The organism is Variovorax sp. PCZ-1 (assembly GCF_018413605.1).
Classification (GTDB): domain Bacteria; phylum Pseudomonadota; class Gammaproteobacteria; order Burkholderiales; family Burkholderiaceae_C; genus JANMDU01.
Genome location: NZ_JAHCDN010000001.1, coordinates 651,468 through 675,912, shown reverse-complemented (window position 1 = coordinate 675,912; position 24,445 = coordinate 651,468). Strand labels below are relative to the sequence as shown.

Below are 24,445 nucleotides of genomic sequence, written 5' to 3'. Positions count from 1 at the left end.
ATTTCCATGCGTCGTAGTGAATTCCTCAAATCCCTTTTGGCTGCCGCTGCCGCCGGCAGCTTGCCTGGCATCGCCAGCGCTGCCCCATCGCTCAAGATGATGATCCCGGCTAACCCCGGTGGTGGCTGGGATGGCACAGGCCGCGCTTTGGGCAAGGCATTTACCGAAGCCAAGGTGTTTGACGCTGTGCAGTTTGAAAACAAAGGCGGTGCAGCTGGCGCGATTGGTTTGGCACAGTTTGTGAACAGCGCCAAGGGTGACCCCAATGCCATGATCATGATGGGCGCAGTCATGCTAGGCGGCATCATCACCGGCAAGCCACCTGTGAACATCACGCAATGCACACCGATTGCGCGCCTGACCAGCGAATTCAACGTGTTCGTCGTGCCTGCCAACTCGCCATTCAAAAACATGAAAGATGTGGCTGAAGCGATGAAGAAAGATCCTGGCAGCGTGAAGGTAGGCGGCGGCTCACGTGGCTCTACCGAGCATATTGCAGCCAGCATGATGGCGCGCGCGATTGGTGTGGATCCGAAGAAGGTGAATTACGTGCCATTCCGAGGCGGTGGTGAAGCAGTCGCGGCCATCATTGGCGGCAATGTGAGCTTGGGCGGCTCGGGCTACAGCGAATTTGCCGAGCACATCAAATCGGGCAAGATGCGCGCGATTGGCGTGACGAGTGAGAAGCGCCTCAAAGGTATTGACGTGGCCACCTTGCGCGAACAAGGCATCGATGTGGTGCTGGGAAACTGGCGCGGCGTGTATGGTGCGCCTGGCATCACGCCAGCGCAGCAAGCCGATCTCGTGAAGGCCGTTGTCACCGCCACCAAATCAGCGTTTTGGCAGGCTGAATTGGAAAAGCAGGGCTGGACATCGGCTTTGCTAACTGGCAAAGAATTTGGTGATTTTGTAGATAACGATTTCGCCAACCTGCGCGGCACGATGTACCAAGCTGGCATGCTCTAAAGCATGAAATCCAAGCAAAGCAGTGAAACGCTCGTTGGCGCAGTGTGCCTAGCTCTAGGCGCATTGATGGCTTGGGGCGCGACATCCATTGCATCCGAGGCAGGCTATGCCGGCGTGGGGCCGAATTTCCTGCCTTGGGTGGTCTCCATTGCGCTGATCGCCTGTGGTGTGTTTCTGCTAACACAAGCACTCACAGGCGGCTTTCGCGGGCGAGACGAGCCCGAAGGCGCTGAGCGAGGCGATTGGCTTTCGTTTGCTTTCATCAGCGCAGCACTCTTATTGAATGCCTTGTTGATCACGCGCATTGGTTTCATCGCCAGTTGCACGCTGGCTTTTGTGATTGCTGTTCGCGGCTTCCATCTCTCGCAGGGCAGATCACGCGCGCCGCTCAGCGCGTGGCTGAAAGATGCTTTGGTCGGTGCTGCCATCAGTGCACCCGTGTTTTGGCTGTTCACCAAAGTGCTGGGGGTGAGCTTGCCCGGCCTGACTTCTACCGGCTGGCTATAAGCCCCAAGCAACATGGATATTTTCAACGCATTGATGGCTGGCTTTGCCACCGCCATCACCCCCATGAATTTGCTCTGGGCTTTTCTCGGTTGTTTGATCGGTACAGCGGTCGGCGTCTTGCCCGGCTTAGGCCCAGCGGTGGTTGTGGCGATGCTGCTGCCCATTACATCGCAGGTAGACGTCACAGCCTCGATGATTTTTTTCGCCGGCATTTACTATGGTGCCATGTACGGCGGCTCGACCACCTCCATTTTGATGAACACACCCGGTGAAGCCGGCTCGCTCATCACGGCGATGGAAGGCAACAAAATGGCCAAGAGCGGGCGCGCAGGTGCGGCGCTGGCCACATCCGCGATCGGCTCTTTTGTAGCCGGAACAATTGCCACCGTGGTCGTCACGGTCGCTGCGCCTTTCATTGCCGAGCATGCGGTCAAGCTCGGTCCTCCAGAGTATTTCTTGCTGATGGTGCTGGCCTTTTGCGCGGTGACTTCCGTGCTGGGTGGCAGTGTGCTGCGCGGTGTGGTGGCACTGCTTATTGGCTTGGCAATGGGCTTGGTCGGCTTAGATCAAATCTCTGGCCAGCCGCGCTACACGGGCGGTGTGAGCGAGATGCTCGATGGCATTGAGATTGTGCTCGTGGCCGTGGGCTTGTTTGCAATTGGAGAGGCGCTGTATTTGGCGCTGTATCAAGGCAAAGAGGTAGACACGCAAAACCCCATGAGCAAGGTGCACATGACAGCACTTGAGTGGAAGCGCTCTTGGCCAGCATGGCTGCGCGGCACAGCCATTGGCATCCCCTTCGGCACCATACCCGCTGGCGGCAGCGAGATTCCCACATTCCTGTCATACGCCACAGAGAAAAAACTCTCCAAACACCCCGAAGAATTTGGCAAAGGCGCGATTGAAGGCGTGGCTGCGCCTGAAGCGGCAAACAACGCTGCGATCACGGCTACGCTGATTCCTCTGCTCACTTTAGGCATTCCCACCTCAAACACCACAGCCGTGCTGATGGGCGCTTTTCAAAGCTATGGCATTCAACCAGGGCCCCAACTCTTCAGCAGCTCCGCCACGCTCGTCTGGGCGCTGATCGCTTCGCTTTATATCGGCAATGTGATGCTGCTGATCTTGAATTTGCCGCTGGTGGGCTTGTGGGTGAAGTTGCTCAAAATCCCGAAGGCGCATTTGTATGCTGGCATTTTGATTTTTGCCACGGTAGGCGTGTATGGCATGCGCCAAAGCGCGTTTGATCTCGTGCTGCTCTGGGGCATTGGTTTGCTCGGGCTATTGATGCGTCGCTTCGATTTCCCCACCGCACCCGTCGTGATCGGCTTGATCTTGGGGCCTTTGGCTGAAGCACAGATGCGCAATGCGCTGTCTATTGGTGAAGGCAAATGGACGGTGTTTTTGGAGCGTCCGGGCTCGCTATTTTTGCTGTGTGTGATTGTGGCGGTGTTGGTCTTGCCACGTTTACTGAAAAAACGCCATGCTGCTTGATTTCAGGCTTTGATGGTGCGCGACCAAGAGAACGCAAAAAACGCAGAAGTACGCAAAACACGCGAAAAATGCATTTCACTCCTTCATTTTTCTGCGCCTTTTGCGTACTTCTGCGTCTTTTGCGTTCGAACCTTGAATTGCTAACAACTCAAAAAGTCAGCGCTTCAACCGATAAGGCTCTTCAAACTCTCGGAAATCATCTTCCACCAGTGCATCGGCAATCCAGTCTTTCACACCCGGTGCATTGCGGATAGTTTCTATATAGGCCTTGATTTGCGGCTTGGCCGATAGCTCATAAGTCTTGAAGCGCATGCAGACTGGCGCGAAGTAAGCATCGGCAATTGTGAAACGCGAGCCAAAGAGATATGGGCCACCATGCACAGAGAGCAATTCGCTCCAGATCGTCTCAATCCGCTTCACATCGGCAGCCACCGCAGGCTTGTCTCGTAACACCAGCGCGCCGACTTCATGCAAGCTAGCCTCAATATTCATCATGCAAGCGCCACGCAAGTTCGTGAAGCCGCTGTGCATTTCAGCGCAGATGCTGCGTGCGCGGGCGCGCTGGGCTTTATCTGCAGGCCACAGTTGCTTTTCTGGAAAAGTCTCAGCAGCATATTCGGCAATCGCTAAGGTGTCCCACACAGTCAGTGAGCCATCCACGAGTACCGGCACTTTGCCAACCGGGCTGATCTTTTCAATCGCATTTTTGAATTCAGAGCCAGCATCCATGCTGTCAAAGCGCAGCTTGATTTCTTCAAACGCGATGCCCGCATTTTTGAGCATGACCCAGGGGCGCATGCTCCACGATGAATAGTTTTTGTTGCCGATATAGAGTTTCATGTTGAATCCTTTATCGTCCAACTATGCCATGCCGCTTGATCTGGATTGATGCCAAGAAATGCAGAGATTGATGAATCAACGCGATGCACTCTTGCGGTATTGATCAAGCCGGCTCTTGGGTCGCAAATACAGAGGCGCAATGGCTTCGATACCTGTGGGCTCAATGCCCAGATCGCGCAAGCCGGGCAACTGACCACTGGCCACATTGGGCGATTTCATGGAATTCAAATTGTCTCGGCTCATGAGCGTGGGGCCTGGCATTTTTTCCATCGCCCAAGCCTGCACTCGCGCCAAGGCATCAGGCAAATGCACAATAGCGCGCGATGCGCCAACGCATTGGCCAGCCAGCTCAAACAATTCGCGCAAGCTCATCACTCGATTGCCTGTAATTTCAAAGGTTTTAGGCATATTGCCGGCATAGATACTGCGCGGAATGCTATCATTTTTATAGTTATTACCAACTACCAGCTGCACAGCCGCTTGCGCCACATCTTCCACCCATACCGGCTGAAACTGTGCATCGCTGCCAGCCAACGGCACAAAGGGAAAGTTTTGCTGCAAAGCTGCAAACACATTGAGCAGCTTATCGCCCTCACCAAACACCACGCTCGGGCGCAAGATGCTCACATCCAAACCACTTTGCGTGAAAATCTGCTCGCCTCGCCCTTTGCTGCGCAAATACTGCGAGGGTGCATCCAGTGCAGCACCCAAACTGCTCATCTGTACTATGCGGCCAACGCCACTTGCTTTGCAGGCCGCCACGATCGTTTTCGGCAGCGTGACATGCACTCGCTCAAACTCCTGCTCGCTGCCGTGCAAGATCGCCACCAGATTGATCAGCACATCATGACCGGCAACTGCTTGGGTGAGCTGCTGCTGATCGTGCACATTGCAGCGCAGGGGTTGCAAGCGAGGCAGCATCTGAATCTCGCGTGCATTTTCAATTTTTCGCGTCGGCACAGTGACTTCATGGCCAGCGCGAACCAGCTTTTCGCAGATATGGCGGCCAATGAAACCCGTGCCGCCTAGGATGATAATTTTCATATTTCCTCTACTGATGATCGATGTACAACGCTGGAGAGCAGAACGCAAAAGGCGCAAAAGTAACGCAGAGAATGCAAAAAGAACCTATGTAAGCTTGGTGTTTTCTGCGAATTTTGCGTTACTTTTGCGCCTTTTGCGTTCTACTTTTTTGCAAGCTCAGACGCCCACAGCCATCACACAAGGCAGTCCAGCGTCTGGCGCGGCGCGGTGTTTCCAATCGGCGACGGTTGCGCTGCGGATTTGGGCATTCGGTAAGCTCAGGCCACTGGCGAAAGACAAATAGGTGCTGGGCTGCAAACTTGCCAGAAGAGCTTGCCAAAGCGCGGTGTTGCGGTGCGGTACTTCAATGAAGAGCTGGGTTTGGCCGGTTTTCTTCGCTACAGCTTCCAGCGCGCGGATGCGCTGCATGCGCTCAGCGGCATCGATAGGAAGGTAACCGACAAAGGCGAAATTTTGGCCATTTTGCCCGCTTGCTGCGAGCGCCAGAAGCAAGGAGCTGGGGCCAACCAGGGGCTGCACGCTCAGGCTCAGTGCATGCGCAGCACGAACGATGGAACTGCCGGGATCGGCTACCGCTGGCATACCGGCTTCGCTGATCAGGCCAATACTTTGCACACCGCTGGCCACAGCCTTCTTGATGGCTTCTTGCAGAAAGGGTTTGGCATCAAACGCGCCCGCATGATCGCCTTTCTTATGCACTTCACGCGGTAGCTCAGTGATGATGTGTTGCTGAAGCGGCGCAGCAAGCGGCATGTGCTCACCAATGCGTTTGATCACCGCACGGCAACTCTTGGCGTTTTCTGCAATCCAATGGGTGATGCTGCTGGCTATCTGCAAAGTAGCCAGAGGCAAAACATCCGTGATCGGCGCCTGCGCTTCGCAGCCGAAATCAAGTGGCGCTGGGACAAGGATCAAAGTCGTCATAGCAGCTTGACTCCAGCGGCACGAATCATCCTCGCCGTGCGAATCAGTGGTAAACCGATCAAAGCTGTTGGATCATCGTTGTCGATACGCTCAATCAAAGCAATGCCCAGCCCTTCGCTTTTGGCGCTCCCTGCGCAGTCATACGGCTGCTCAGTACGCAGATAGTTTTCTATTTCTTGATCGCTCAAATCCCGAAACACCACGCGAACAGCGGCAATATCTTGTTGCACGAAGCCAGTTTCCAAGCACAGCACCGCCAGCGCGGTTTGGAAGATCACGGTTTGGCCGCGCATTTGGCGCAGTTGTGCAACGGCGCGCTCGTGTGAGCCCGGTTTGCCCAGTGGCTGGCCGTTCAGATCGGCGACTTGATCCGAGCCAATCACAACCGCCTTGGGAAATTTTGCGGCCACTGCCTGGGCTTTCGCTAAAGCCAAACGCTGCGCGAGCGCTGAAGGAGCTTCACCAGCCGAAGGCGTTTCATCGACATCCGGTGCGGCCACTTCAAAGGGCACATTCAGGCGAGAGAGTAATTCGCGCCGGTAGCGCGAGGTGGAGCCGAGAACAAGGGAGCGAGATACATCTGTCATATCCCGATTCTCTTACACTTAGAGCAGTTATGAGTTCAACGACATTTCGCCCCGATCACCTCGATGTGCGCGCCTTCGCGCAGAATGCCGCGCAGCTTCAAGGCCAGTTGCCACTATCAAAATTAAAGCGCCTTGCGCAGGATTTATACCGGCAAGAGGGTGATTTGGCTTCAAAAATCATTCATTGGCAGGCCCATGGCGAAAGTGTGGCCGTCACAGGGGGCGTAGCACAAAGCTGGCTGCATCTCTCACTCCAAGCCCAATTGCCCATGCAGTGTCAACGCTGCTTGCAAGGGATGTCTCATGATGTGGATGTGCGTTTGAGTTTCCGCTTTGTCAAAGACGAGGAAGAAGCAAATGCGCAAGACGATGACACAGAAGAAGATTTGCTCGTGGCCTCCAAGCAATTCAACCTGCTGGAGCTGATTGAAGACGAGCTGGTGATGGCACTGCCTTTTGTGCCAACGCATGAGGTCTGCCCAGTGCCAGTGAAGCTGCAATCGAGCAGCGAAGAATTTGAAGCAGCCTTAGAACAAAAACCCAACGCCTTTGCGGCCTTGGGCGCATTGAAAACACTGAAGAAAGACAAGCCATGAAACTTGTGCGCTACGGTAACCCCGGTAAAGAAAAACCTGGCCTGATCGACAGCACTGGCCAGTTGCGAGACCTCTCAGCCATCGTGCCCGATATCGGCGCGGCGCAGCTCTCTCCCGCAGCTCTGAAGAAAATCGCCAAACTCAAAGCCAACAAACTATCCTTGGTCACCGGCGATCCGCGCATGGGCTGCCCGATAGCCAACATTGGCAAATTCATCGCCATCGGCCTCAATTACAGCGACCATGCTCAAGAAGCCGGTATGCCGATTCCCAAAGAGCCCATTGTCTTCATGAAGGCAACGAGCTGCATTCAAGGTGCTGACGATGATGTGATGTTGCCCAAGGGATCGAAGAAAAGTGATTGGGAAGTGGAACTCGGCATCGTGATCGGTACGAAGGCACAGTATGTCTCGCAAAAAGAAGCTCTGTCGTACGTGGCCGGCTATTGCTTGGTCAATGATGTGAGCGAGCGCGAATACCAGCTTGAGCGCGGCCCGCAGTGGGACAAAGGCAAAGGCTGCGACACTTTCGGCCCGATTGGCCCCTGGCTCGTCACCACCGATGAAATCCCCAACCCGCAAAAGCTAGGTATGTGGCTTGATCTCAACGGTCAACCCATGCAACAAGGTAACACGAAGACCATGATTTTCGGCGTGGCAAAAATCGTGAGCTACCTGAGCCAATTCATGACACTCCTGCCCGGCGATGTGATCACCACCGGAACACCACCCGGCGTAGGCATGGGTTTGAAGAAAGACGGCCAACCCGCCCCCCGATTCCTCAAAAAAGGCGATGTGATGACCCTGGGTATTGACGGTTTGGGTGTGCAGACGCAAAAAGTCGTGGCTTACCAAAAAAGCTAAACCACCGCCCAAGTCGCAGGGTTTACCCCCTGAATCGCTGCCTGCCCCGGTATAATCGAAGGCTGTATCAAATTTCACCCCCATATTCCCATGAGCGCAGATCACGACCACCAAGAAGGCCCTATCAAAACGCCAATGCAATTGCTGATGACGGTGTTTTTCTCCTTCGTCGCCCCAGTTTTCATCATTATTGGTCTGGTTTATTTCGTGCTCTCCTACGCCAAGCCTGCTGGCAGCGGCGGTGAATTGGGTGGCCTCACGCAAGCGGAATTGACAAAATCTATCGAGCAGCGCATTGCGAAGGTAGGCACCGTGGAAATTCGTGATGCCAACCGCCCCCTGGCGCTTGGCGAAGCAGTCTACAAAGCGCAATGTGCAGCCTGCCACGGTGGCGCTGTCGCTGCTGCGCCTAAGTTTGGTGATGCTGCCGCTTGGGGCGATCGCATCAAAACCGGCTACGACGCATTGCTGAACTCTGCCCTCAAAGGCAAAGGCACGATGGGTGCACAAGGCGGTGGCGATTGGGAAGACGCCGAAATTGGCCGCGCTGTGGTGTACATGACCAATGCAGCAGGTGGCAATTTCCCCGTGCCTGAGCGCGCCAAGCCTGCCGATGCGGCGACGGCTGCAGCACCTGCCGCCTCCGCAGCGAAGTAAGCCTCTCGCGCCTATGTAAAAACCGCCTCTCGGCGGTTTTTTTACGGCTCGCCTCACAACTACAATAGCAACCCATGAGTCTCGTCACACGCTGCACCTCTTGTGGCACCTTGTTCAAGGTGGTGGCTGACCAACTCAAAATTTCGGATGGTTGGGTGCGCTGTGGCCAGTGCTCGACGGTGTTTGATGCGCAATCTAATTTGGTTGAATCACCACCCCCACCCACCACTGCAGCACCCGATGTAGCCCCTCCTATCGCAGCAAACGCTGCAGATAGCCAATCTTCCAGCTCAGACTCTGTTCGAGACAGCACCTTCAGCTCCAAAGACAAAGAAGCCCTGCTCGCTGCCTTTGAGCCTTACCGGACAACCTCCAGTACGTTTGGGTCACCGCGTACGCAGTCCGGTACAAAAAGTACAGATTTGCCCACTTCTTCAGCTGCCCTGTCTGCCCCGGTAGCCGAGGACCTCAGCGCCCATTTTGAGTCTGCGCCTCGCATGCTCAAATCAGACGAAGACACAGCCCGTCTCGATTCGTCATCTTTCCGCCCAGGTGCGCTGCGCGGCAGTGACGAGATTGAAAGCGATGCAGGCCCCTCAACGAGCACATGGGCATCATCCGAATATGACATGCGTGCAGCGCAAGCGGTCGTCGTAAAGCACAGCTCTGAACCCACCACGATCCATTCGCCATCGAGCATGGATTCATCTTTGCTGCCAGATCCCGATCTCGCCGCGCCCAGCACCACGCCCCAGATGCCCATGCCTGGCTTCGTCAAGCAGGCCCAACGCGAGCAGCGCTGGCGCTCGCCATGGGTGCGTTTGGGGCTTGGCTTCGTTGGATTGATTCTGCTCGCTGCTTTGGCTGCACAAATCTTGGTTCACGATAAAAATCGCATTGCCGCCCAATGGCCACAAACCAAGGTCTGGCTGAATCAATTTTGTGCCTACGCAGGCTGCCAAGTGCAAGATCTCAAACGCATCGAATCGATTGCTGTGGATGCCTCCAGCTTCAATCGCATCAACAAAAATAATGCGCAGCTTGAGGCCATCACGCAAAGCTATCGCTTGGCCGTGACACTAAAAAACACGGGGACGCTGCCCGTGGCGCTGCCGCATGTGGAGTTGAGCTTGCAAGATGCTCAGGATCAACCGATACTGCGCCGCGTGCTCTCACCTGCTGATTTAGGATCTAGCCTTACTGCTTTGGCTCCCGCCCAAGACATGGCCGGCAGCTTGACGCTACAAATTGAGACGGCTCAACTCGCTGGTAGCAAAATCCAAGGCTATCGCGTCCTCGCTTTTTATCCCTAACACCTACTTATAGAAATCAAAATATGTCAGCCATCATCTGCGGCTCAATCGCTATCGACACCATCCTTACCTTTGTCGGTGATTTTTCAGAGCAAATCCTGCCTGATCAAATCCATAAACTCAATGTTTCGTTTTATGTGCCTGGTATGCGCAAAGAATATGGTGGCTGCGCAGGCAACATCGCTTATGGCTTGAAGCAGTTGGGCGGTGATCCGCTGCCTATGGGCGCTGTGGGCCCAGATGCGAGCGATTACTTGGATCGCTTCAAAAAAATGGGTATCGACACCCGCCTTGTGATGGTGGACAACAGCAGCTACACCGCGCTGTGCACCATCATGACCGATAAAACCAACAACCAAATCACCGGCTTTCACCCTGGCGCGATGGCCAATGCTCACAAGAATCTGATCGCACCGAATGAAAAAACGAAAGGTGTGAATATCGGCATCATCTCCCCCGACGGCCGCGATGCGATGTGGGATCATGCCCACCAATTCAAAGCCGCCGGCATTGGTTATGTTTTCGACCCTGGCCAGCAATTGCCTGTATTTAATGGCGCTGAGCACAAAGAACTGATTGAAATGGCCGACTACGTGACCGTGAATGACTACGAAGGCGCGATGCTCACAGAAAAAACAGGATGGTCGATGGCCGAAGTGTCGATGAAAGTCAAAGGCTTGGTCGTCACACTCGCTGATCAGGGCTGCGAAGTCTGGACGAAAGGCGAGAAAGTGCATGTGCCCGGCGTGAAGGCTGCTGCCGTTGTGGATCCGACTGGCTGCGGCGATGCTTTCCGTGCTGCTTTGCTCTACGGCTTGGAGCGTGGCTGGGATTTGAAGCGCTGCTGCGAGCTGGGCAACAAAATTGGTGCCACAAAAATCGCTTCGCAAGGTGGCCAAAACTGGACGATTGATCGCGCAGCACTGGGGCTGTGACCGCACTTGATACAGTAGTAAAACATGCGCGCCGTCTATGATCAACCCCGTTGGTATCAGCGCCTGTTGCCGCTGTTTCAGGGTTTTGATGGCCCGCTCTCTTTAGCTGTGCTTCTGCTCGCCATGGCGGGCATGTTGATCATGTATTCCTCGGGTTATGACCACGGCACGCGCTTTGTGGATCATGGCCGCAATATGCTGATCGCTGGCACGATTTTGTTCATCGTGGCCCAGGTTTCGCCACAGCGCATCATGAGTTTTGCGGTGCCGATTTATGTGGCGGGTGTAGCGCTTCTCATTGCAGTAGCGCTCTTTGGCATCACCAAGAAAGGTGCGACGCGCTGGGTCAATGTGGGCATCACAATTCAGCCCAGCGAAATTCTCAAAATTGGCCTGCCCCTGATGCTGGCTTGGTGGTTTCAAAAACGTGAGGGGCAGCTTCGCCCACTGGATTTTGGCGTCGCCGCACTGCTGCTGGCTGTGCCCGTGGGTTTGATCATGAAGCAGCCGGATTTAGGAACAGCGCTGCTTGTTTTGTTTGCCGGATTGGCAGTCATTTTCTTTGCGGGCTTGCCTTGGAAGCTGATCCTGCCGCCTGTGATTTTGGGGGCGATTGGCCTGATCCTGATTGTGATCTTTGGCGATCCGCTCTGCGAAGACGGCGTGAGCTGGCGCGTGCTGCATGAGTATCAACGCCAACGCGTATGCACCTTGCTTGATCCCACGCGCGACCCACTGGGTAAAGGCTTTCACATCATCCAAGGCATGATTGCGATTGGCTCGGGTGGCGTCTTTGGTAAAGGCTTTATGCAGGGCACGCAAACACACTTGGAATTCATTCCTGAACGCACCACAGACTTCATCTTTGCGGCTTACTCCGAGGAGTTTGGGCTCTTTGGCAATCTACTGCTCATTGCTGGTTTTGCCTTCCTCATCTTGCGCGGTCTGATGATAGCGATGGATGCGCCCACTATGTTTTCTCGCTTACTTGCAGGTGCTGTCACCACCATTTTCTTCACCTATTCTTTTGTGAACATGGGCATGGTCAGCGGCATCTTGCCAGTGGTAGGTGTGCCCCTGCCTTTCATCAGCTATGGCGGTACGGCCATGGTGACACTCGGGCTCGGCTTGGGGATTTTGATGTCGATTGCGAAATCCAAACGACTCATGCAAACCTGATGCCTTGATGATGGAAAAAACTGTCTCCATCATCGGCGCGGGCAATATGGGTGGCGGCATGGCGCTGAATCTGCTCGCTCGCGGCTACGCTGTTCACGTAGGTGATATAGACATCACCAAAGAACAGTTTTTAGAGCAAAAAGGGGCTATTGCCGACATACTTCCTGCGCAAAGTGCTATTAAATCTATAGTAACTATCATTTGTGTGGTTGATGGTGCGCAAGTACAGGATGTATTGCTTGGGCATGATGGTTTGCTCAAAGCGCCCGCGGATGATCTGCAAAAGCACACGGTCATGCTATGCCCGACGATCTCGCCGCAAGATGTGGAGCACTTTGCAGATCTGCTTGCTTCACATGGCGTGCGCATGATCGAAGCACCGATGTCGGGTGGCCCCAAGCGCGCTCAAGATGGCAGTATGAGCCTCATGGTGGCTTGTGAAGATGCACTTTTCAAACAGCATCAGGCCTTGCTTCGCGACCTCTCTAGCAAACTATTCCATGTGAGCCAACGCATCGGCGATGGCGCGCGCACCAAGCTTGTCAATAACCTGCTCGCAGCGATCAATCTCACTAGCGCAGCAGAGGCAATAGCAATGGCACAAAAGCTAGGCTTGGACGCCAAGCGCACACTGGATGTGATTGAGCAATCCAGCGGCCAAAGCTGGATCGGCTCCGAGCGTATGCGCAGGGCATTGACTGGGAATGTGCATCCACCCGGTGCGCACATAACGCTACTAGCCAAAGATACACAATTGGCCATGCAAACAGCGCGAGATGCGGGCTGCGTGAATCCTGTGGGCGAAGCAGCTACTGGCTTGTTTGCTCAGGCTCTTGAACGGGGCATGGGCGATTTGGATGATGCGCAGATGCTGAGGCTTTTGCAGGGCTGAGGCTAAAGCCGAATACCGGACGCAAAGGGCGCAAAAGTTGCGCAAAAGACGCAAAAAATACAAAAGACTGCTTTTAAATCAAACATATTCAAGCGTAGAGAAAAATCACTCTTCTATTTTCTTATTTTTCTCTGTCTTTTTTGCGTCTTTTGCGCAACTTTTGCGCCCTTTGCGTCCGGCAATTTCTTCTGGTGGTCTATTTACGCTGCCACACCGCAGCAAAGAATCCATCCGTTTGATGCAATTGCGGCCACAAGCGCAGGTAGCTGCCGCTGCACAAAGTTTCGCCCTGCTCAATCTTCTGAACAGCAAAGATTTCGCCCACTTCCATCGGCACAAAATCCGCATTCGCCGCACCAAAAGCCTGCGCAATGGCTTCATTTTCTTCTTGCAGCAAACTGCAGGTGGCGTAAACCAAGCGGCCACCGCTCTTCACGAGTCTCGAAGCGCTTTGCAAAATCTTCACTTGCAGCACAGCCAGCTCAGCCACATCGGTTTCTTTTTGTCGCCATTTGAGATCAGGGTTGCGCCGCAAAGTCCCTAAACCGCTGCAAGGCGCGTCCACCAAGACACGATCCATCTTGCCAGCCAAGCGCTTGATGCGCTCATCGCGCTCATGGGCGATAGCCACAGGATGAATGTTGGACAGGCCACTGCGCGCCAAGCGGGGCTTCATGCCATCCAAGCGTTTTTGCGAGGTATCGAAAGCATAGAGCCGCCCGGTGTTTTTCATCATCGCGCCCAACGCCAGCGTTTTACCACCCGCGCCTGCACAAAAATCTGCCACCATCTCGCCGCGCTTGGCCCCCGTGAGCAAGGCCAGCAGCTGCGAGCCTTCGTCTTGCACTTCCACGCGGCCTTCTTTGAACACAGCGAGTTGGTTCAAAGCGGGCTTACCATGAATCCGCAAGCCCCAAGGAGAAAACGGTGTTGCTTCTATTTTGATAGCAGCTTGCGCAATCTCTTTGCCGGCTGCATCACGATTTCCTTTAAAAATATTAACGCGAAGATCCAAAGGTGCGGGTTCATTCAGCGTTTTGACCAAAGGCCAAAACTGATCGCCCATCTGAGCTTTCAGTAATGCCGCTAACCACTCTGGCAGATTGTGTTTATGCAGATCCAGCAAACCTTCGCCTGATTGCATTTGTGCATCACAGGTTTCAAGCCAAGCGCGCTCCAACGGAAGAATACCGCCAATCAAATAGTCGCGAGGTGCTGCGAAAGCCAGCATGGCTAGCTTGCGGTGCACATTGCCCATGCCTTTGGGCGCGCTTCGCGCCATCAGCTCATACAAGCTGCGATGGCGTAAGACACGATAAGCCGTCTCGGCCAAGGTAGCGCGTTCGCGCTGCCCGAGGCCGCGGTGCTCTTTGAAAAAACGAGAAATGATGCTATCGGCCGGATGGTCAAAGCGCATGACAAGTGCGACCAGCTCGGCGCAGCCTTCAAGGAGTTGTTGTGGGTGCATACACGGTATTGTCTCACTCAAACAAAAAGCCCCAGCAGCTCATCGCTGCTGGGGCCTGCATCATGGATGCTGAGCAATTAAGCTGCGTTGTCTTGCAAAAGTTTAGAGCTGCGTGCCTTGATGGCTTCTGCGCGCACTGCTTCACGAGTCAAACCCACTTCTGGGGTTTGGGCAGGTGCGCCAATCAGAAAGTCACCGCGCTCAGTATTGAATCCACGCTGGAAGCTATCGCGATTGGCCTTCACAGCCTCAGCTTGCACTTGGGCGCGTGTGAGCGTAGAAACAAACTTTTGTGCGCTCTCTGGTTGGTAGTTGTCGCTGGTTTCAGCAAAAGCATTGAAACCAACAGCTGCGGATGCGATCAAAGCCAAGGCGGCGATACGAGAGGTTTTCATAATAAATGTCTTTCAAATAAACGATTGAACAATGACAGCACTGTTGGGTAAAGCGTGAAGCGTGATGCTTGGGATAGCTTCTCGCTCCACTCAGCAGCGCTGCCGGTGGCAACAGACTCAAGCGTTCATCATTGAACTGTTGTGCCTGTTAGGGAGTTATCTTGGGCAAGAGTTTCTCACTTCAATCGGGTATTTGCTAGACTCCTTGTTTCCAAATTAGAAACAATAAAATGGAACCAATCGCCTCGTCCCTGCGTAGCTGACTAGCTCTGGCAGCAATACGCCACCCAAAAATAGCTCCCATTGTTTCAATTTGAAATTTATTGAACTTATTTCAGAAATCTATCCATGGACTCTCTTGCCCTGATCCGCACCTTTCGTGAAGTCGCTCACCGCGGCAGTTTCTCCGATGCAGCCAAAGTTTTAGGCACCTCCAAAGCCAATGCCAGCAAGTACGTCTCCGCGCTCGAAGAAGTGTTTGGCGTGCGCCTGCTGCATCGCTCCACACGCAATGTCAGTCTCACGGATGCAGGCGCTTTACTGCTGGAGCGAAGCGAGCCTTTGCTAGACATGGTCAACAGTACACGTGAGGATTTACTGAGCATGGCTGCGCAACCCAGCGGGCGCTTGCGCATGAGCGTGGTGAGCTCACTGGGCGATGGGGAGTTCACTGCGCTGCTGGCTGAATTTGCCAAGTTGCATCCCAAGGTGCATCTGAGCATGGAATACACCAACCGCCGGGTGGATTTGGTTGATGAAGCTGTCGATCTGGCGATTCGCGTTGGGCGGCTGACAGATTCAGATCTGATCGTGCGCAAGCTGCGCCCGATCAGCTTTGCCCTCGCGGCCAGCCCAGCCTACTGGAAGATGCATGGCAAACCCAACACGCCACACGATATGGCCAATCATCAATGCCTGATCTACACCCAAGAGAATTCCAATCGCAGCGGTCATTCTCAATGGCTGTTTGAGAGCTCGCCAGGCCAGACCTATGCCGTGAATGTGCGCGGTAATTTCGACGCCACGGATGGCCGCGCTCATCGCCTGTTTGCTCTCGCCGGCCAAGGTGTTACTTATCTGCCGCTTCAAATCATTGAAGACGATATTGATCAAGGCACGCTAGAAACTGCGCTAGACGATCATCTGCCCAGCGATATTTGGCTCATGGCTGTTTACACCCAACGCCGTCACAACAGTGCAGCACTGCGTGCTTTGCTTGATTTTCTGCAAGCCCGCTTACAAACGTCCTGAATGCTTACATCAGCTAAGATGATGCCCTGTGTGCGTTGATTTTGTACGACACATCAAAAAAGGGAATGTTTTTGCGGGGGCGTCATGAATTTGAGTGAGCTCGGGCTTTACGGCCACTATGTTGTTGTTCGCACCGAACGTGCGAACCAGCTCATCAAGCGCGACCCACGCGAAATGCCCAAGCATCTGCGCCTGCTGCTGCTTGCCGTTGATGGCTATCAAGACTTGGACACTTACTCCAAAAATCTCAAGGGCTTTGGCGATATTCTGAATTTAGTCGGCGAGCTCATCCAGATGGATATGGTGCGCCTGGTTGATCCTGCTTTGGCCAGGCAACGCCGCATGTCAGGTAAAAGCGCCGATTACATGGCGATGGACAGCGAGCTGGATGAATCGCGCTACAGCCACAGCATCCCATCAGAGGAGCTCTTTTATGGCAGCACCAAGCCCGGTAGCTTGCAAGCATTGGTCGAAATTGCACACGAGCAATACCCCGATTACCAACCCAGCTTTGAGGCTGGCAAACCCATCTCCACGGCTGCTCAGAATGAGCAGGTGGAAAGCTTGTTTCAACTGTTGGAAGCCGTGCGTGGCGAACGCACCGAGCTCAAGCAGCATCTTCTGCGCTACAAGGGTTTGAAGAAAACCTCGCGAAATATTCGTGAAGAAAGCAAACACCTGAAGCAACAGCTAACACAACTGCGAATCATCAGCGCTGTTTTATTATTCTTGCTGCTGGGCTGTATCGTCACGCACTTTGTGTAAGCTACAGGCATGACTGATGCAGACCTGCCACCCTTGATTGCCACACCGCCTGGCCGCTATCGGCACTACAAGGGCATGGAATACGAGGTGGTGGGCACAGTGCGCCACAGTGAAACTTTGGAGCCGCTCACACTCTATCGTGCGCTTTACGGCGAGCATGGCCTGTGGGTGAGGCCTGCGGCAATGTTTAACGAGGATGTGGTCATTGATGGCGTCCAGCAACCGAGATTTAGGAAAATATCATGAGTAAAAAAGGTGATTTATTGGTGCCGATTCAGATTGACGACGAGCTGTTTGATGAGGTGATCCACTCCACGGCTTTGCTGAATTTAGCCAGTGGTGAGATCAGCCGTGTGGAATACCAAAATTACGACGAAGGCGTGAATGGCCTGCCTTGGGAAAATGAAGAATACGATTTTTCGTGCGGCAAACTCACGAATGCCGGCAAGGATGTCGAGTTCAGCGTGAACGTCAACAAGACTACGGGGCAGTATTCAGTGTCGGCCTCTGAGCTACAGGAGATCAAGCAGAAAGCTGCTGCCTTGTTTTCTGGTGTTCAGCCCAGCTAAAATTTATAGAAAATCGGGCTTTTGCCGGCGTAGGATCTGCGCGAAGTGCTATTTAATTGATAGCAAATAGGTCTTCACTGCTTTGGGATAGATCACATGCTCTTGTGTGAGCACGCGCGTAGCTAGCGCGTCTGCAGTGTCCGTAGGGAGCACGGGTACGACGGCCTGAGCGAGTATGGAGCCGTGATCGAGCTCGGCCGTGACTTGATGCACAGTTGCCCCAGCAAACTTACAACCCGCAGCGATCGCGCGCTCGTGTGTATGCAAGCCCGGGAAAGCTGGCAAGAGAGATGGATGGATATTGATCAAGCGGCCGGCGAAATGATTCACAAAACTCGGCGTGAGAATCCGCATAAAGCCAGCAAGTACCACGAGGCTGGGGGTGAATTCATCAATACAAGCTGCTAAAGCCGCTTCAAAATCTTCACGGCTGGCAAAGGCTTTGTGATCCAACACACGGGTGGGAATACCTTGCGATATGGCGTATTGCAAACCTTTCGCGTCAGTTTTGTTGCTGATCACTGCTGCGATTCGCGCACCCACAGAGGTTTCCCAAGCTTCGCGCTGAGCGGTTTTCACAATAGCCGCCATGTTGGAGCCACCGCCAGAAATTAAGATCACGATGTTTTTCATTCTTTCCCGATTATCCTTGAGCCCATGAAAATTTTGACACCGATTGAAGCTCGCGTGCTTGGCACGCTGATGGAAAAAGCCCGCACCGTGCCCGACAGCTACCCTCTCTCGCTGAACGCTCTGGTTCTCGGCTGCAATCAAAAAAGCAGCCGTGATCCGATCATGGAAGTCATGGAAGACGATGCACGCGCTGCATTGGATGCTCTGAAAACCCGTAGCCTCGTGTTTGAAGCCAGCTCCAGCCGCGTGCCGCGTTACGAGCACAACGTGTGTCGCGCCCTAGGTGTGAGCGACGATCAAGGCGCAATTTTGGGCTTGCTCATGCTGCGCGGCCCGCAAACGCCAGCTGAGCTGCGCACCAATGGGGATCGCTGGACGAAATTCGCAGACAGCGCCGCCGTGGAAAGCATGCTGGAAGAACTGCAAAAGCGCGGCGAGGACGGCGGCTTGCAAAGCGTGGTGAAGTTGCCAAAAATGCCTGGCTCGCGCGAGCACCGCTGGGCTCACTTGCTCTGCGGCGAGATAGACCTCACGGCTTTATCAGCATCTGCCAGCGCCTTCGTTCCCACGGACGACAGCCTGGGTCGACTCACAAAGCTAGAAAACGAGGTTGCACAGCTCAAAGCCTCGAATGCGCAACTGCAAAGTACGCTGCGCCATGTCTGCGAGCAACTGGGCATCGAGATGCCTGCCGAGCCCGCGTAAACACGGGTGCTGGCTGCCTAATTGGTGACAGCGCACTCCCTACGAACGTGCTACAACACGGGTTGAATTGGAGCAACCCATGGATTTGGCATTTACCCCTGAAGAAGAGCAGTTTCGCAAAGATATCCGTGCTTGGGTGCGCGCGAACTTGCCAACTGATATTTCCCACAAAGTTCATAACGCCCTGCGCCTGACGCGCGATGATCAACAAAGCTGGGCGAAAATTCTTGGCAAAAAGGGCTGGCTGGGCTACGGCTGGGCGAAGGAATTCGGCGGCCCCGGTTGGAATGCGGTGCAAAAGCATTTGTTCGAAGAAGAATGCGCCCTGGCCGGTGCGCCGCGTATCGTGCCCTTTGGCCCCGTGATGGTCGCGCCCGTGATCATGGCTTTTGGTTCGCCCGAGCAACAACAGCGCCATTTGCCCGGTATTGGTAGCGGCGAAGTGTGGTGGAGCCAAGGCTACAGTGAGCCAGGCTCAGGCTCGGATCTTGCCTCGCTCAAATGCAAAGCCGAGAGAAACGGCGACCACTACATTGTCAACGGTCAAAAAACCTGGACAACACTCGGCCAATACGGTGATTGGATTTTCTGCCTCGTGCGCACGAGCAGTGATGGCAAGCCGCAAACCGGCATTTCCTTCTTGCTCATCGACATGAAATCACCCGGCGTCTCCGTGCGCCCGATCAAGCTGCTCGATGGTGAATGCGAAGTCAATGAAGTTTGGTTCGACAATGTGAAAGTGCCTGCTGAGAATTTGGTAGGTGAAGAAAACAAAGGCTGGACGTATGCGAAATACCTGCTGGCTCATGAGCGTACCAATATCGCCGATGTGAACCGCGCCAAGCGCGAGCTCGAGCGCTTAAAGCGCATCGCTAAACAAGAAGGCATCTATGACGACATGCGCTTCCGCGACGAAATCGCCAAGCTGGAAGTTGATGTGGTGGCGCTAGAGATGATGGTGCTGCGTGTGCTCTCAGCTGAGAAATCTGGCAAGCAATCTCTCGATATCGCCGGCCTCTTAAAAATCCGCGGTAGCGAAATACAGCAACGCTACTCTGAGCTGATGATGCTCGCCGCTGGACCTTACGCCGTGCCGCTCATCGACGAAGCCATGGAAGCCGGCTGGCAAGGTGACTACCCCGGCTCGGCTGTGCACTGCGCGCCGCTGGCTGGGACTTACTTCAACATGCGCAAAACGACGATCTATGGTGGATCGAACGAGGTGCAAAGGAATATCGTTTCTCAGGTTGTTTTGGGTTGAGTTTTTGCTCACTGACCAAGTGAACGCAAAAAGCGCAAAACATACGCAAAAGACGCAAAAAAATCCATTCAAAATTTTGTGCCTTCTGCGTTCCTTCTGCGACTTTTGCGTTCTCTTCTCATGTTTGCCCATATCTCCTTATTCTTGAAAGCACATCATGGATTTTGAATTTACCGAAGACCACGAATCACTGCGCGATGCGGTGCGCAGATACATCGACAAGGTCTACAGCTTCGAGCATCGTAAAAGCATCGTCGCCAAAGGCGGCTTTGATCGCGCAGCTTACTCCTCACTTGCTGAGCTGGGCTTGGCTGGTCTGCGCATCAACGATCAATATGGCGGCATGGGCATGGGCTCAGTAGAGAGCATGATCGTGATGGAAGAGCTAGGGCGTGGGGTCGCTCTTGAGCCTTTGTCTCAAAGCTTGCTTTGCAGCCTGGTGATTCAAGCCTATGCGCCTGAAGCCATCAAACAAGCTTGGCTTCCCTTGATAGCTTCTGGCGAAAAAATTGTTGTGCTCGCTGCGCAAGAGCGCAAGGCACGCTACACCCTTGATAAATGTGAAGCAAAAGCTGCTCTAGCCGGCACAGAGTATGCGCTGAATGCTATTAAAAACGTAGTATCGGCAGGCGATCATGCCGATGCCTTCATCGTGCCCGCCTTGCTAGATGGCAAGCTCGCTTTGTTCCTCGTGGAGCGTGCAGCCAGCGGTGTGAGCACACGCGGCTATGGTTGCCAAGACGGTTCGCGCGCAGCCGATGTAACTCTGGTCAACGCCCCCGCTCAGCTCATCACATCAGATGGCGCAGCTGCCCTACAACTGGCCACAGACTGCGGTATCGCCAATACCTGCGCCTACGCCGTGGGTGTGATGGACAAAACCATTGCCGTAACTGCCGACTACATGAACACCCGCAAGCAGTTCGGCCAAACGCTCTCCACCTTCCAAGCCCTGCGTCACCGCATTGCCGATGTGAAGATGCAGCTTGAACTGGCTCGTTCCATGAGCTATTTCGTTAACATGAAGCTCAGTAGCCCTGCCCCAGACCGCAGCCGCGCTGCCAGCCAAGCCAAGCTTCAGCTCGGCCAAAGCATGCGCTTTGTCGGCCAGCAGGCTGTGCAATTGCATGGCGGCATTGGCGTGACAGATGAATACATCGTCAGCCATTATTTCAAGACACTCACCCAACTAGAAATGAGCTTTGGCGATACCATGCACCATCTGGCCGAAGTATCTGCCCGAATGCAAGATACCGCTGGTGTATTCGCTTAAAACTGAGAGACATAAACCATGAAACTGCTACGCCGTTATCTACTTCAAGGAGCGGCAGTAGCCGTAGCTCTGGCCCTTTCTGCCTGCGCCAATCTAGGCAGCCAGCGCGCAGACACCCCGCCCATCGTCTTCGTTCATGGCAATGGCGATACAGCTGCGCTGTGGATGACAACACTCTGGCGCTTTGAATCCAATGGCTGGCCACGTGATCGTTTGCATGCAATCGAAGTGCCGTATCCACTGGCCCGAGATGACGACAGTAAGCCGCAACCGGGGCGTACGTCCACTGCCGAGCACATGGCTTACCTGAGCTCCGAGGTGGATAAAGTGCTCGCCGCCACGGGCGCGAAACAAGTGGTGCTGGTGGCTAATTCACGCGGTGGTAATGCAGTGCGTAACTACATTCAAAATGGCAACGGTGCAGCCAAAGTCAGCCACGCCATCTTAGGCGGCACACCCAATCATGGCGTCTGGGCGATCCCCGGCTTCCGCGAAGGCAATGAATTCTCCGGCACAGGGCCTTTTTTGAAAGGTCTGAATGCTGCGAAAAACGCTGCTGGCGACGAAGTCACAGGCCCCGTCAAATGGATGACGATCCGCTCTGACAACAACGATAAATTTGCACAACCCGATGGGCTGTGGATCGGTATGCGTGGAACGCGCACCTTCGTCACATCGGCCGGCCCCGAGCTCAAAGGCGCTACGAACATTGTGATTCCTAAGATAGATCACCGCGAAACTTCGTATGGCACGGGTGCTTTTGATGCTACTTATCGCTTCATCACCGGTAAAGCACCTGCCACCACAGGCTTCACGCCCGAGCAAAGCATCACACTCAATGGCCGCGTGACAGGTTTGGGGCTAGATAGCAACAACCCAGCCAGTGGCGGCTTTGTCAACAATCTGCCCGTGAATGCCGCCACAGTAGAAATCTTCGAAACCACAGCCACGGGCGAGAGAGCCGGCCAAGCTGTGCATCGCAAAACGACAAGCGCAGATGGCCACTGGGGGCCTTTCGCCGCCAAGCCAGGCGCAAACTATGAATTCGTCATCTCCGCCCCAGGATACGCCACACTGCATATGTACCGCAGTGCCTTCCCACGCTCAAGCAGCCTGCTCCACCTGCGAGCTGAGCGTATTGCAGACGCTGACAAAGACGCCGGTAGCATCGTCAACTTCACCCGCCCACGCGGCTATTTCGATGCAGACCGCGATACTGTGAGCTTCGACGGTGTGTCGCCCCCACCTGGCATCGCCAAAGGCGTAGGGGCTGGTTTAGCCGCCTCCAAGATCAAGCTGCCAGCAGGTGCACAACGCAGCATCAGCGCAGAATTCAACGGCCAAAAGCTTGTAGGCCGCACATGGCCTGCTGCTCAGCAGCGGGTCAGCTTGTTAGAGTTACATGATTGAATAATTCGAAATCTACCTAGAGCAGGGTCTGTGTCATCAACACAGACCCATCAATTCCGGCAGAGATTTATCACACCAATATAATCCGACTGCTGCTAACCATTCCAGCTTAGAAATAGCATCGAAAAAAAACGGTCACAAGGGGTATTTTTGCTGCGATCGTTCGTAACAAAAATGACACTCAGGCAACGCGACGGCTCTGCGCCCTCTTCTGATCCGAACCGTGTTATCCTGCATTTGTAAGCTAATGATTAATAATGGATGTGTTTGTAATACTATTCGACTACACTAGTAAGTAATAACTACTTTGGTTCTGAAAGCAGCGTCCTAACTCATTTCTTGGCAAATATGCTCAAAGATTTTTGTACTCTTTTTATTCGACTCTTCATCTTGGCTTCGCTGTTTCAAGTGAATTTCGTATCTGCGCAAATTGTCTATGGCGTGGGCAACAACAACGGCGGCGTCGTTTTTGATCGTGTATTCATTGTCAACCCGACCACAGGTCTGGCATCGACCCCCACAGTTGCGAATACATTTGCACCAGTGACCGATTCCGCTGCGTTAGCCGTTAGCCCTATCAACGGCCTGGTGTATTTGGTGGAGCGAGCCGTAGCCAATCCTCGAATTGTCACTTGGAACCCCAACACAGGTGCCTCTGTTTTAGTGGGTAGCGCGGGTACGCCAGCTGCAATCAATACCTTCCTGCGCGCCACTTTTTGCCCAGATGGCCGTTTCTATATTGCGGCTAACGGTTCGGGTGGTGGCGCAGGTGCAGAGATATATGAGATCAACCCTGCTAACGCAACTTTGAGACGCACACTCACCTTGTCCAACGTACCGGGTAATGGCTCGGGTGATATTGTTTGCCAGACGAATGGCGACTTGTCTATTGTTGCCCAGTCAACCGCGCCTACTACGGCAACAGGCGCCTACCAAATGTATCGTTTAACAGCTGCACAATTGGCGGTGCCTGGTACTTTCACAACGGCAGCCAGCTTCATTGCTAACAGCAACATTACCTCTACCCAAGCTTTCAACGGCTTGTCAGAAACGCCCTCTGGACAGTTTCTTGGCTCGGTTGGTTTTAATCAAACGGCCGTGTATTCCATCAACCCCACAACTTTTGTTGCTAACACACTCACCACCACGGACTTCGCCCGATTTGCCGATCTGTCGCGCGGTTTTCCACTTGGCATTTCGGTGTCCAAGAGCCAAACTCCGACTAGCTTAATCCAAGGCACTCAAACCGTAATCTATACAGTCGACGTGAGAAATGCGGGCCCCGCTGTTGCAGGCAATGTCAGCGTGATTGACACCTTGCCTTCAGCATACCAAACAGTGACTTGGGTATGCGGTGTTTTGAATGCAGGATTGACTACAACTGCTGTAACGACTGCATGCGGTGCAACCAGTGGTACGGGCAACGTCAACACCACAGCTTCATTGTCCATCAATGGCACGGTACGCTACACCATTACTGCAGTGCTGTCTTCCACGTTTACAGGAACACTGACTAATGTGGCAAACGGCACAGTGAGCAGTCTGCTGACGGTCTTGACGCCAACAGCAACCATTTCAACAGTCACGGCGACCGTGCAGCCTGCTGCTAATTTGTCAGTGACTAAGACCGATGGCATCACGACCACAGTAGCCGGGGGCACATTGGTTTACACGGTTACCTTCACCAATTCTGGGCCGGGTGGTGCCAACAATGCTGTGATTCAGGATGTACCTTCTGCCGGTTTGGCCAGTTGCACCGTGCTGAGCTGTACGCCCACTGGTACGGCAACCTGCCCCGGCACGCCGGCGAACCTGCTGGCTCCTAGTACCACCACGATCCCCACATTCCCAGCCAATACCAGTGTTACTTTTCAGGTACGATGTCGCGTGACTGCCATTGGGCTCTAGCCCTCTCTGT

The 24,445-nt window shown here is 54.0% G+C and carries 26 protein-coding genes; 19 read left to right on the top strand and 7 right to left on the bottom strand.

Annotated elements, in window-relative coordinates:
- Window positions 1-6 precede the first annotated feature (6 nt).
- Genes KIH26_RS03360 through KIH26_RS03350 form a run of 3 tightly spaced genes read left to right on the top strand, consistent with a single transcriptional unit; the run spans window position 7 to window position 2,967 of the window.
- Window positions 7-966: a Bug family tripartite tricarboxylate transporter substrate binding protein gene (locus KIH26_RS03360; RefSeq protein WP_213442434.1), complete on the top strand. Its 960-nt coding sequence runs from the start codon at window positions 7-9 to the stop codon at window positions 964-966.
- A 3-nt stretch (window positions 967-969) separates the two neighbouring features.
- A complete protein-coding gene (locus KIH26_RS03355) occupies window positions 970-1,473 on the top strand; it encodes a tripartite tricarboxylate transporter TctB family protein (protein ID WP_213442432.1) in 504 nt (167 codons plus the stop codon).
- Between the two features lie 12 nt (window positions 1,474-1,485).
- A complete protein-coding gene (locus KIH26_RS03350; protein WP_213442430.1) occupies window positions 1,486-2,967 on the top strand; it encodes a tripartite tricarboxylate transporter permease in 1,482 nt (493 codons plus the stop codon).
- A gap of 156 nt (window positions 2,968-3,123) precedes the next feature.
- Here the strand turns inward: KIH26_RS03350 and KIH26_RS03345 are convergent, their stop codons facing one another.
- The 4 genes from KIH26_RS03345 to KIH26_RS03330 all read right to left on the bottom strand — a co-directional run bounded on the left by KIH26_RS03345 (window position 3,124) and on the right by KIH26_RS03330 (window position 6,362).
- Window positions 3,124-3,807: a glutathione S-transferase family protein gene (locus tag KIH26_RS03345; RefSeq protein ID WP_213442428.1), complete on the bottom strand. Its 684-nt coding sequence runs from the start codon at window positions 3,805-3,807 to the stop codon at window positions 3,124-3,126.
- A 75-nt stretch (window positions 3,808-3,882) separates the two neighbouring features.
- Entirely contained in the window at window positions 3,883-4,851 is a 969-nt protein-coding gene (locus KIH26_RS03340; protein ID WP_213442426.1) for a complex I NDUFA9 subunit family protein, read from the bottom strand.
- A gap of 156 nt (window positions 4,852-5,007) precedes the next feature.
- Window positions 5,008-5,775 (bottom strand): SAM-dependent methyltransferase, encoded by a 768-nt coding sequence (locus tag KIH26_RS03335; RefSeq protein WP_213442424.1) that lies wholly within the window; start codon window positions 5,773-5,775, stop codon window positions 5,008-5,010.
- Window positions 5,772-6,362 carry a Maf family nucleotide pyrophosphatase gene (locus tag KIH26_RS03330; protein ID WP_213442422.1) on the bottom strand — a complete coding sequence of 197 codons (591 nt, stop codon included), beginning with the start codon at window positions 6,360-6,362 and terminating at the stop codon, window positions 5,772-5,774. The genes KIH26_RS03335 and KIH26_RS03330 overlap by 4 nt, the downstream gene beginning before the upstream one ends.
- Window positions 6,363-6,391: 29 nt before the next feature.
- Between KIH26_RS03330 and KIH26_RS03325 the strand changes: the two genes are divergently transcribed.
- From KIH26_RS03325 to KIH26_RS03295, 7 genes are all read left to right on the top strand, one after another.
- Window positions 6,392-6,958: a YceD family protein gene (locus KIH26_RS03325; RefSeq protein ID WP_213442420.1), complete on the top strand. Its 567-nt coding sequence runs from the start codon at window positions 6,392-6,394 to the stop codon at window positions 6,956-6,958.
- Window positions 6,955-7,821 (top strand): fumarylacetoacetate hydrolase family protein, encoded by an 867-nt coding sequence (locus KIH26_RS03320; RefSeq protein ID WP_213442418.1) that lies wholly within the window; start codon window positions 6,955-6,957, stop codon window positions 7,819-7,821. The genes KIH26_RS03325 and KIH26_RS03320 overlap by 4 nt, the downstream gene beginning before the upstream one ends.
- A gap of 90 nt (window positions 7,822-7,911) precedes the next feature.
- On the top strand, window positions 7,912-8,478 hold the full coding sequence (locus KIH26_RS03315) for a c-type cytochrome (RefSeq protein WP_213442416.1): 567 nt from the start codon (window positions 7,912-7,914) through the stop codon (window positions 8,476-8,478).
- Window positions 8,479-8,552: 74 nt separating this feature from the next.
- Window positions 8,553-9,791 (top strand): zinc-ribbon and DUF3426 domain-containing protein, encoded by a 1,239-nt coding sequence (locus tag KIH26_RS03310; RefSeq protein ID WP_213442413.1) that lies wholly within the window; start codon window positions 8,553-8,555, stop codon window positions 9,789-9,791.
- A 23-nt stretch (window positions 9,792-9,814) separates the two neighbouring features.
- A complete protein-coding gene (locus KIH26_RS03305; protein ID WP_213442412.1) occupies window positions 9,815-10,726 on the top strand; it encodes a carbohydrate kinase family protein in 912 nt (303 codons plus the stop codon).
- A gap of 24 nt (window positions 10,727-10,750) precedes the next feature.
- Entirely contained in the window at window positions 10,751-11,905 is a 1,155-nt protein-coding gene (gene rodA, locus KIH26_RS03300) for a rod shape-determining protein RodA (RefSeq protein ID WP_213442409.1), read from the top strand.
- Window positions 11,906-11,912: 7 nt separating this feature from the next.
- A complete protein-coding gene (locus KIH26_RS03295; protein WP_249660933.1) occupies window positions 11,913-12,797 on the top strand; it encodes an NAD(P)-dependent oxidoreductase in 885 nt (294 codons plus the stop codon).
- A 196-nt stretch (window positions 12,798-12,993) separates the two neighbouring features.
- Here the strand turns inward: KIH26_RS03295 and KIH26_RS03290 are convergent, their stop codons facing one another.
- Complete coding sequence (locus tag KIH26_RS03290) at window positions 12,994-14,265, bottom strand: RsmB/NOP family class I SAM-dependent RNA methyltransferase (RefSeq protein ID WP_213442408.1); 1,272 nt, start codon at window positions 14,263-14,265, stop codon at window positions 12,994-12,996.
- 77 nt (window positions 14,266-14,342) lie between these two features.
- On the bottom strand, window positions 14,343-14,660 hold the full coding sequence (locus KIH26_RS03285; protein WP_213442406.1) for a DUF4148 domain-containing protein: 318 nt from the start codon (window positions 14,658-14,660) through the stop codon (window positions 14,343-14,345).
- Between the two features lie 348 nt (window positions 14,661-15,008).
- Between KIH26_RS03285 and KIH26_RS03280 the strand changes: the two genes are divergently transcribed.
- The 4 genes from KIH26_RS03280 to KIH26_RS03265 all read left to right on the top strand — a co-directional run bounded on the left by KIH26_RS03280 (window position 15,009) and on the right by KIH26_RS03265 (window position 17,245).
- Window positions 15,009-15,911, top strand: a complete 903-nt coding sequence (locus tag KIH26_RS03280) for a LysR family transcriptional regulator (protein ID WP_213442404.1) — start codon at window positions 15,009-15,011, stop codon at window positions 15,909-15,911.
- Window positions 15,912-15,995: 84 nt separating this feature from the next.
- Window positions 15,996-16,676 (top strand): hypothetical protein, encoded by a 681-nt coding sequence (locus KIH26_RS03275; RefSeq protein ID WP_213442402.1) that lies wholly within the window; start codon window positions 15,996-15,998, stop codon window positions 16,674-16,676.
- A 9-nt stretch (window positions 16,677-16,685) separates the two neighbouring features.
- Window positions 16,686-16,922: a DUF1653 domain-containing protein gene (locus KIH26_RS03270; RefSeq protein ID WP_213442400.1), complete on the top strand. Its 237-nt coding sequence runs from the start codon at window positions 16,686-16,688 to the stop codon at window positions 16,920-16,922.
- Window positions 16,919-17,245: a hypothetical protein gene (locus tag KIH26_RS03265; protein ID WP_213442398.1), complete on the top strand. Its 327-nt coding sequence runs from the start codon at window positions 16,919-16,921 to the stop codon at window positions 17,243-17,245. Before KIH26_RS03270 ends, KIH26_RS03265 begins: the two co-directional genes overlap by 4 nt.
- Before the next feature lie 48 nt (window positions 17,246-17,293).
- Here the strand turns inward: KIH26_RS03265 and purN are convergent, their stop codons facing one another.
- Window positions 17,294-17,878, bottom strand: a complete 585-nt coding sequence (gene purN, locus KIH26_RS03260; RefSeq protein WP_213442396.1) for a phosphoribosylglycinamide formyltransferase — start codon at window positions 17,876-17,878, stop codon at window positions 17,294-17,296.
- Window positions 17,879-17,902: 24 nt separating this feature from the next.
- Between purN and KIH26_RS03255 the strand changes: the two genes are divergently transcribed.
- From KIH26_RS03255 to KIH26_RS03235, 5 genes are all read left to right on the top strand, one after another.
- Entirely contained in the window at window positions 17,903-18,583 is a 681-nt protein-coding gene (locus KIH26_RS03255; RefSeq protein WP_213442394.1) for a YceH family protein, read from the top strand.
- Window positions 18,584-18,662: 79 nt separating this feature from the next.
- Window positions 18,663-19,844, top strand: coding sequence for an acyl-CoA dehydrogenase family protein (locus KIH26_RS03250; RefSeq protein ID WP_213442392.1), 1,182 nt, complete (start codon window positions 18,663-18,665; stop codon window positions 19,842-19,844).
- A 157-nt stretch (window positions 19,845-20,001) separates the two neighbouring features.
- On the top strand, window positions 20,002-21,117 hold the full coding sequence (locus KIH26_RS03245) for an acyl-CoA dehydrogenase family protein (RefSeq protein ID WP_213442390.1): 1,116 nt from the start codon (window positions 20,002-20,004) through the stop codon (window positions 21,115-21,117).
- An 18-nt stretch (window positions 21,118-21,135) separates the two neighbouring features.
- Window positions 21,136-22,527, top strand: coding sequence for a twin-arginine translocation pathway signal (locus KIH26_RS03240; protein ID WP_213442388.1), 1,392 nt, complete (start codon window positions 21,136-21,138; stop codon window positions 22,525-22,527).
- A 390-nt stretch (window positions 22,528-22,917) separates the two neighbouring features.
- Window positions 22,918-24,435 (top strand): DUF11 domain-containing protein, encoded by a 1,518-nt coding sequence (locus KIH26_RS03235; RefSeq protein ID WP_213442386.1) that lies wholly within the window; start codon window positions 22,918-22,920, stop codon window positions 24,433-24,435.
- Window positions 24,436-24,445: the final 10 nt, after the last annotated feature.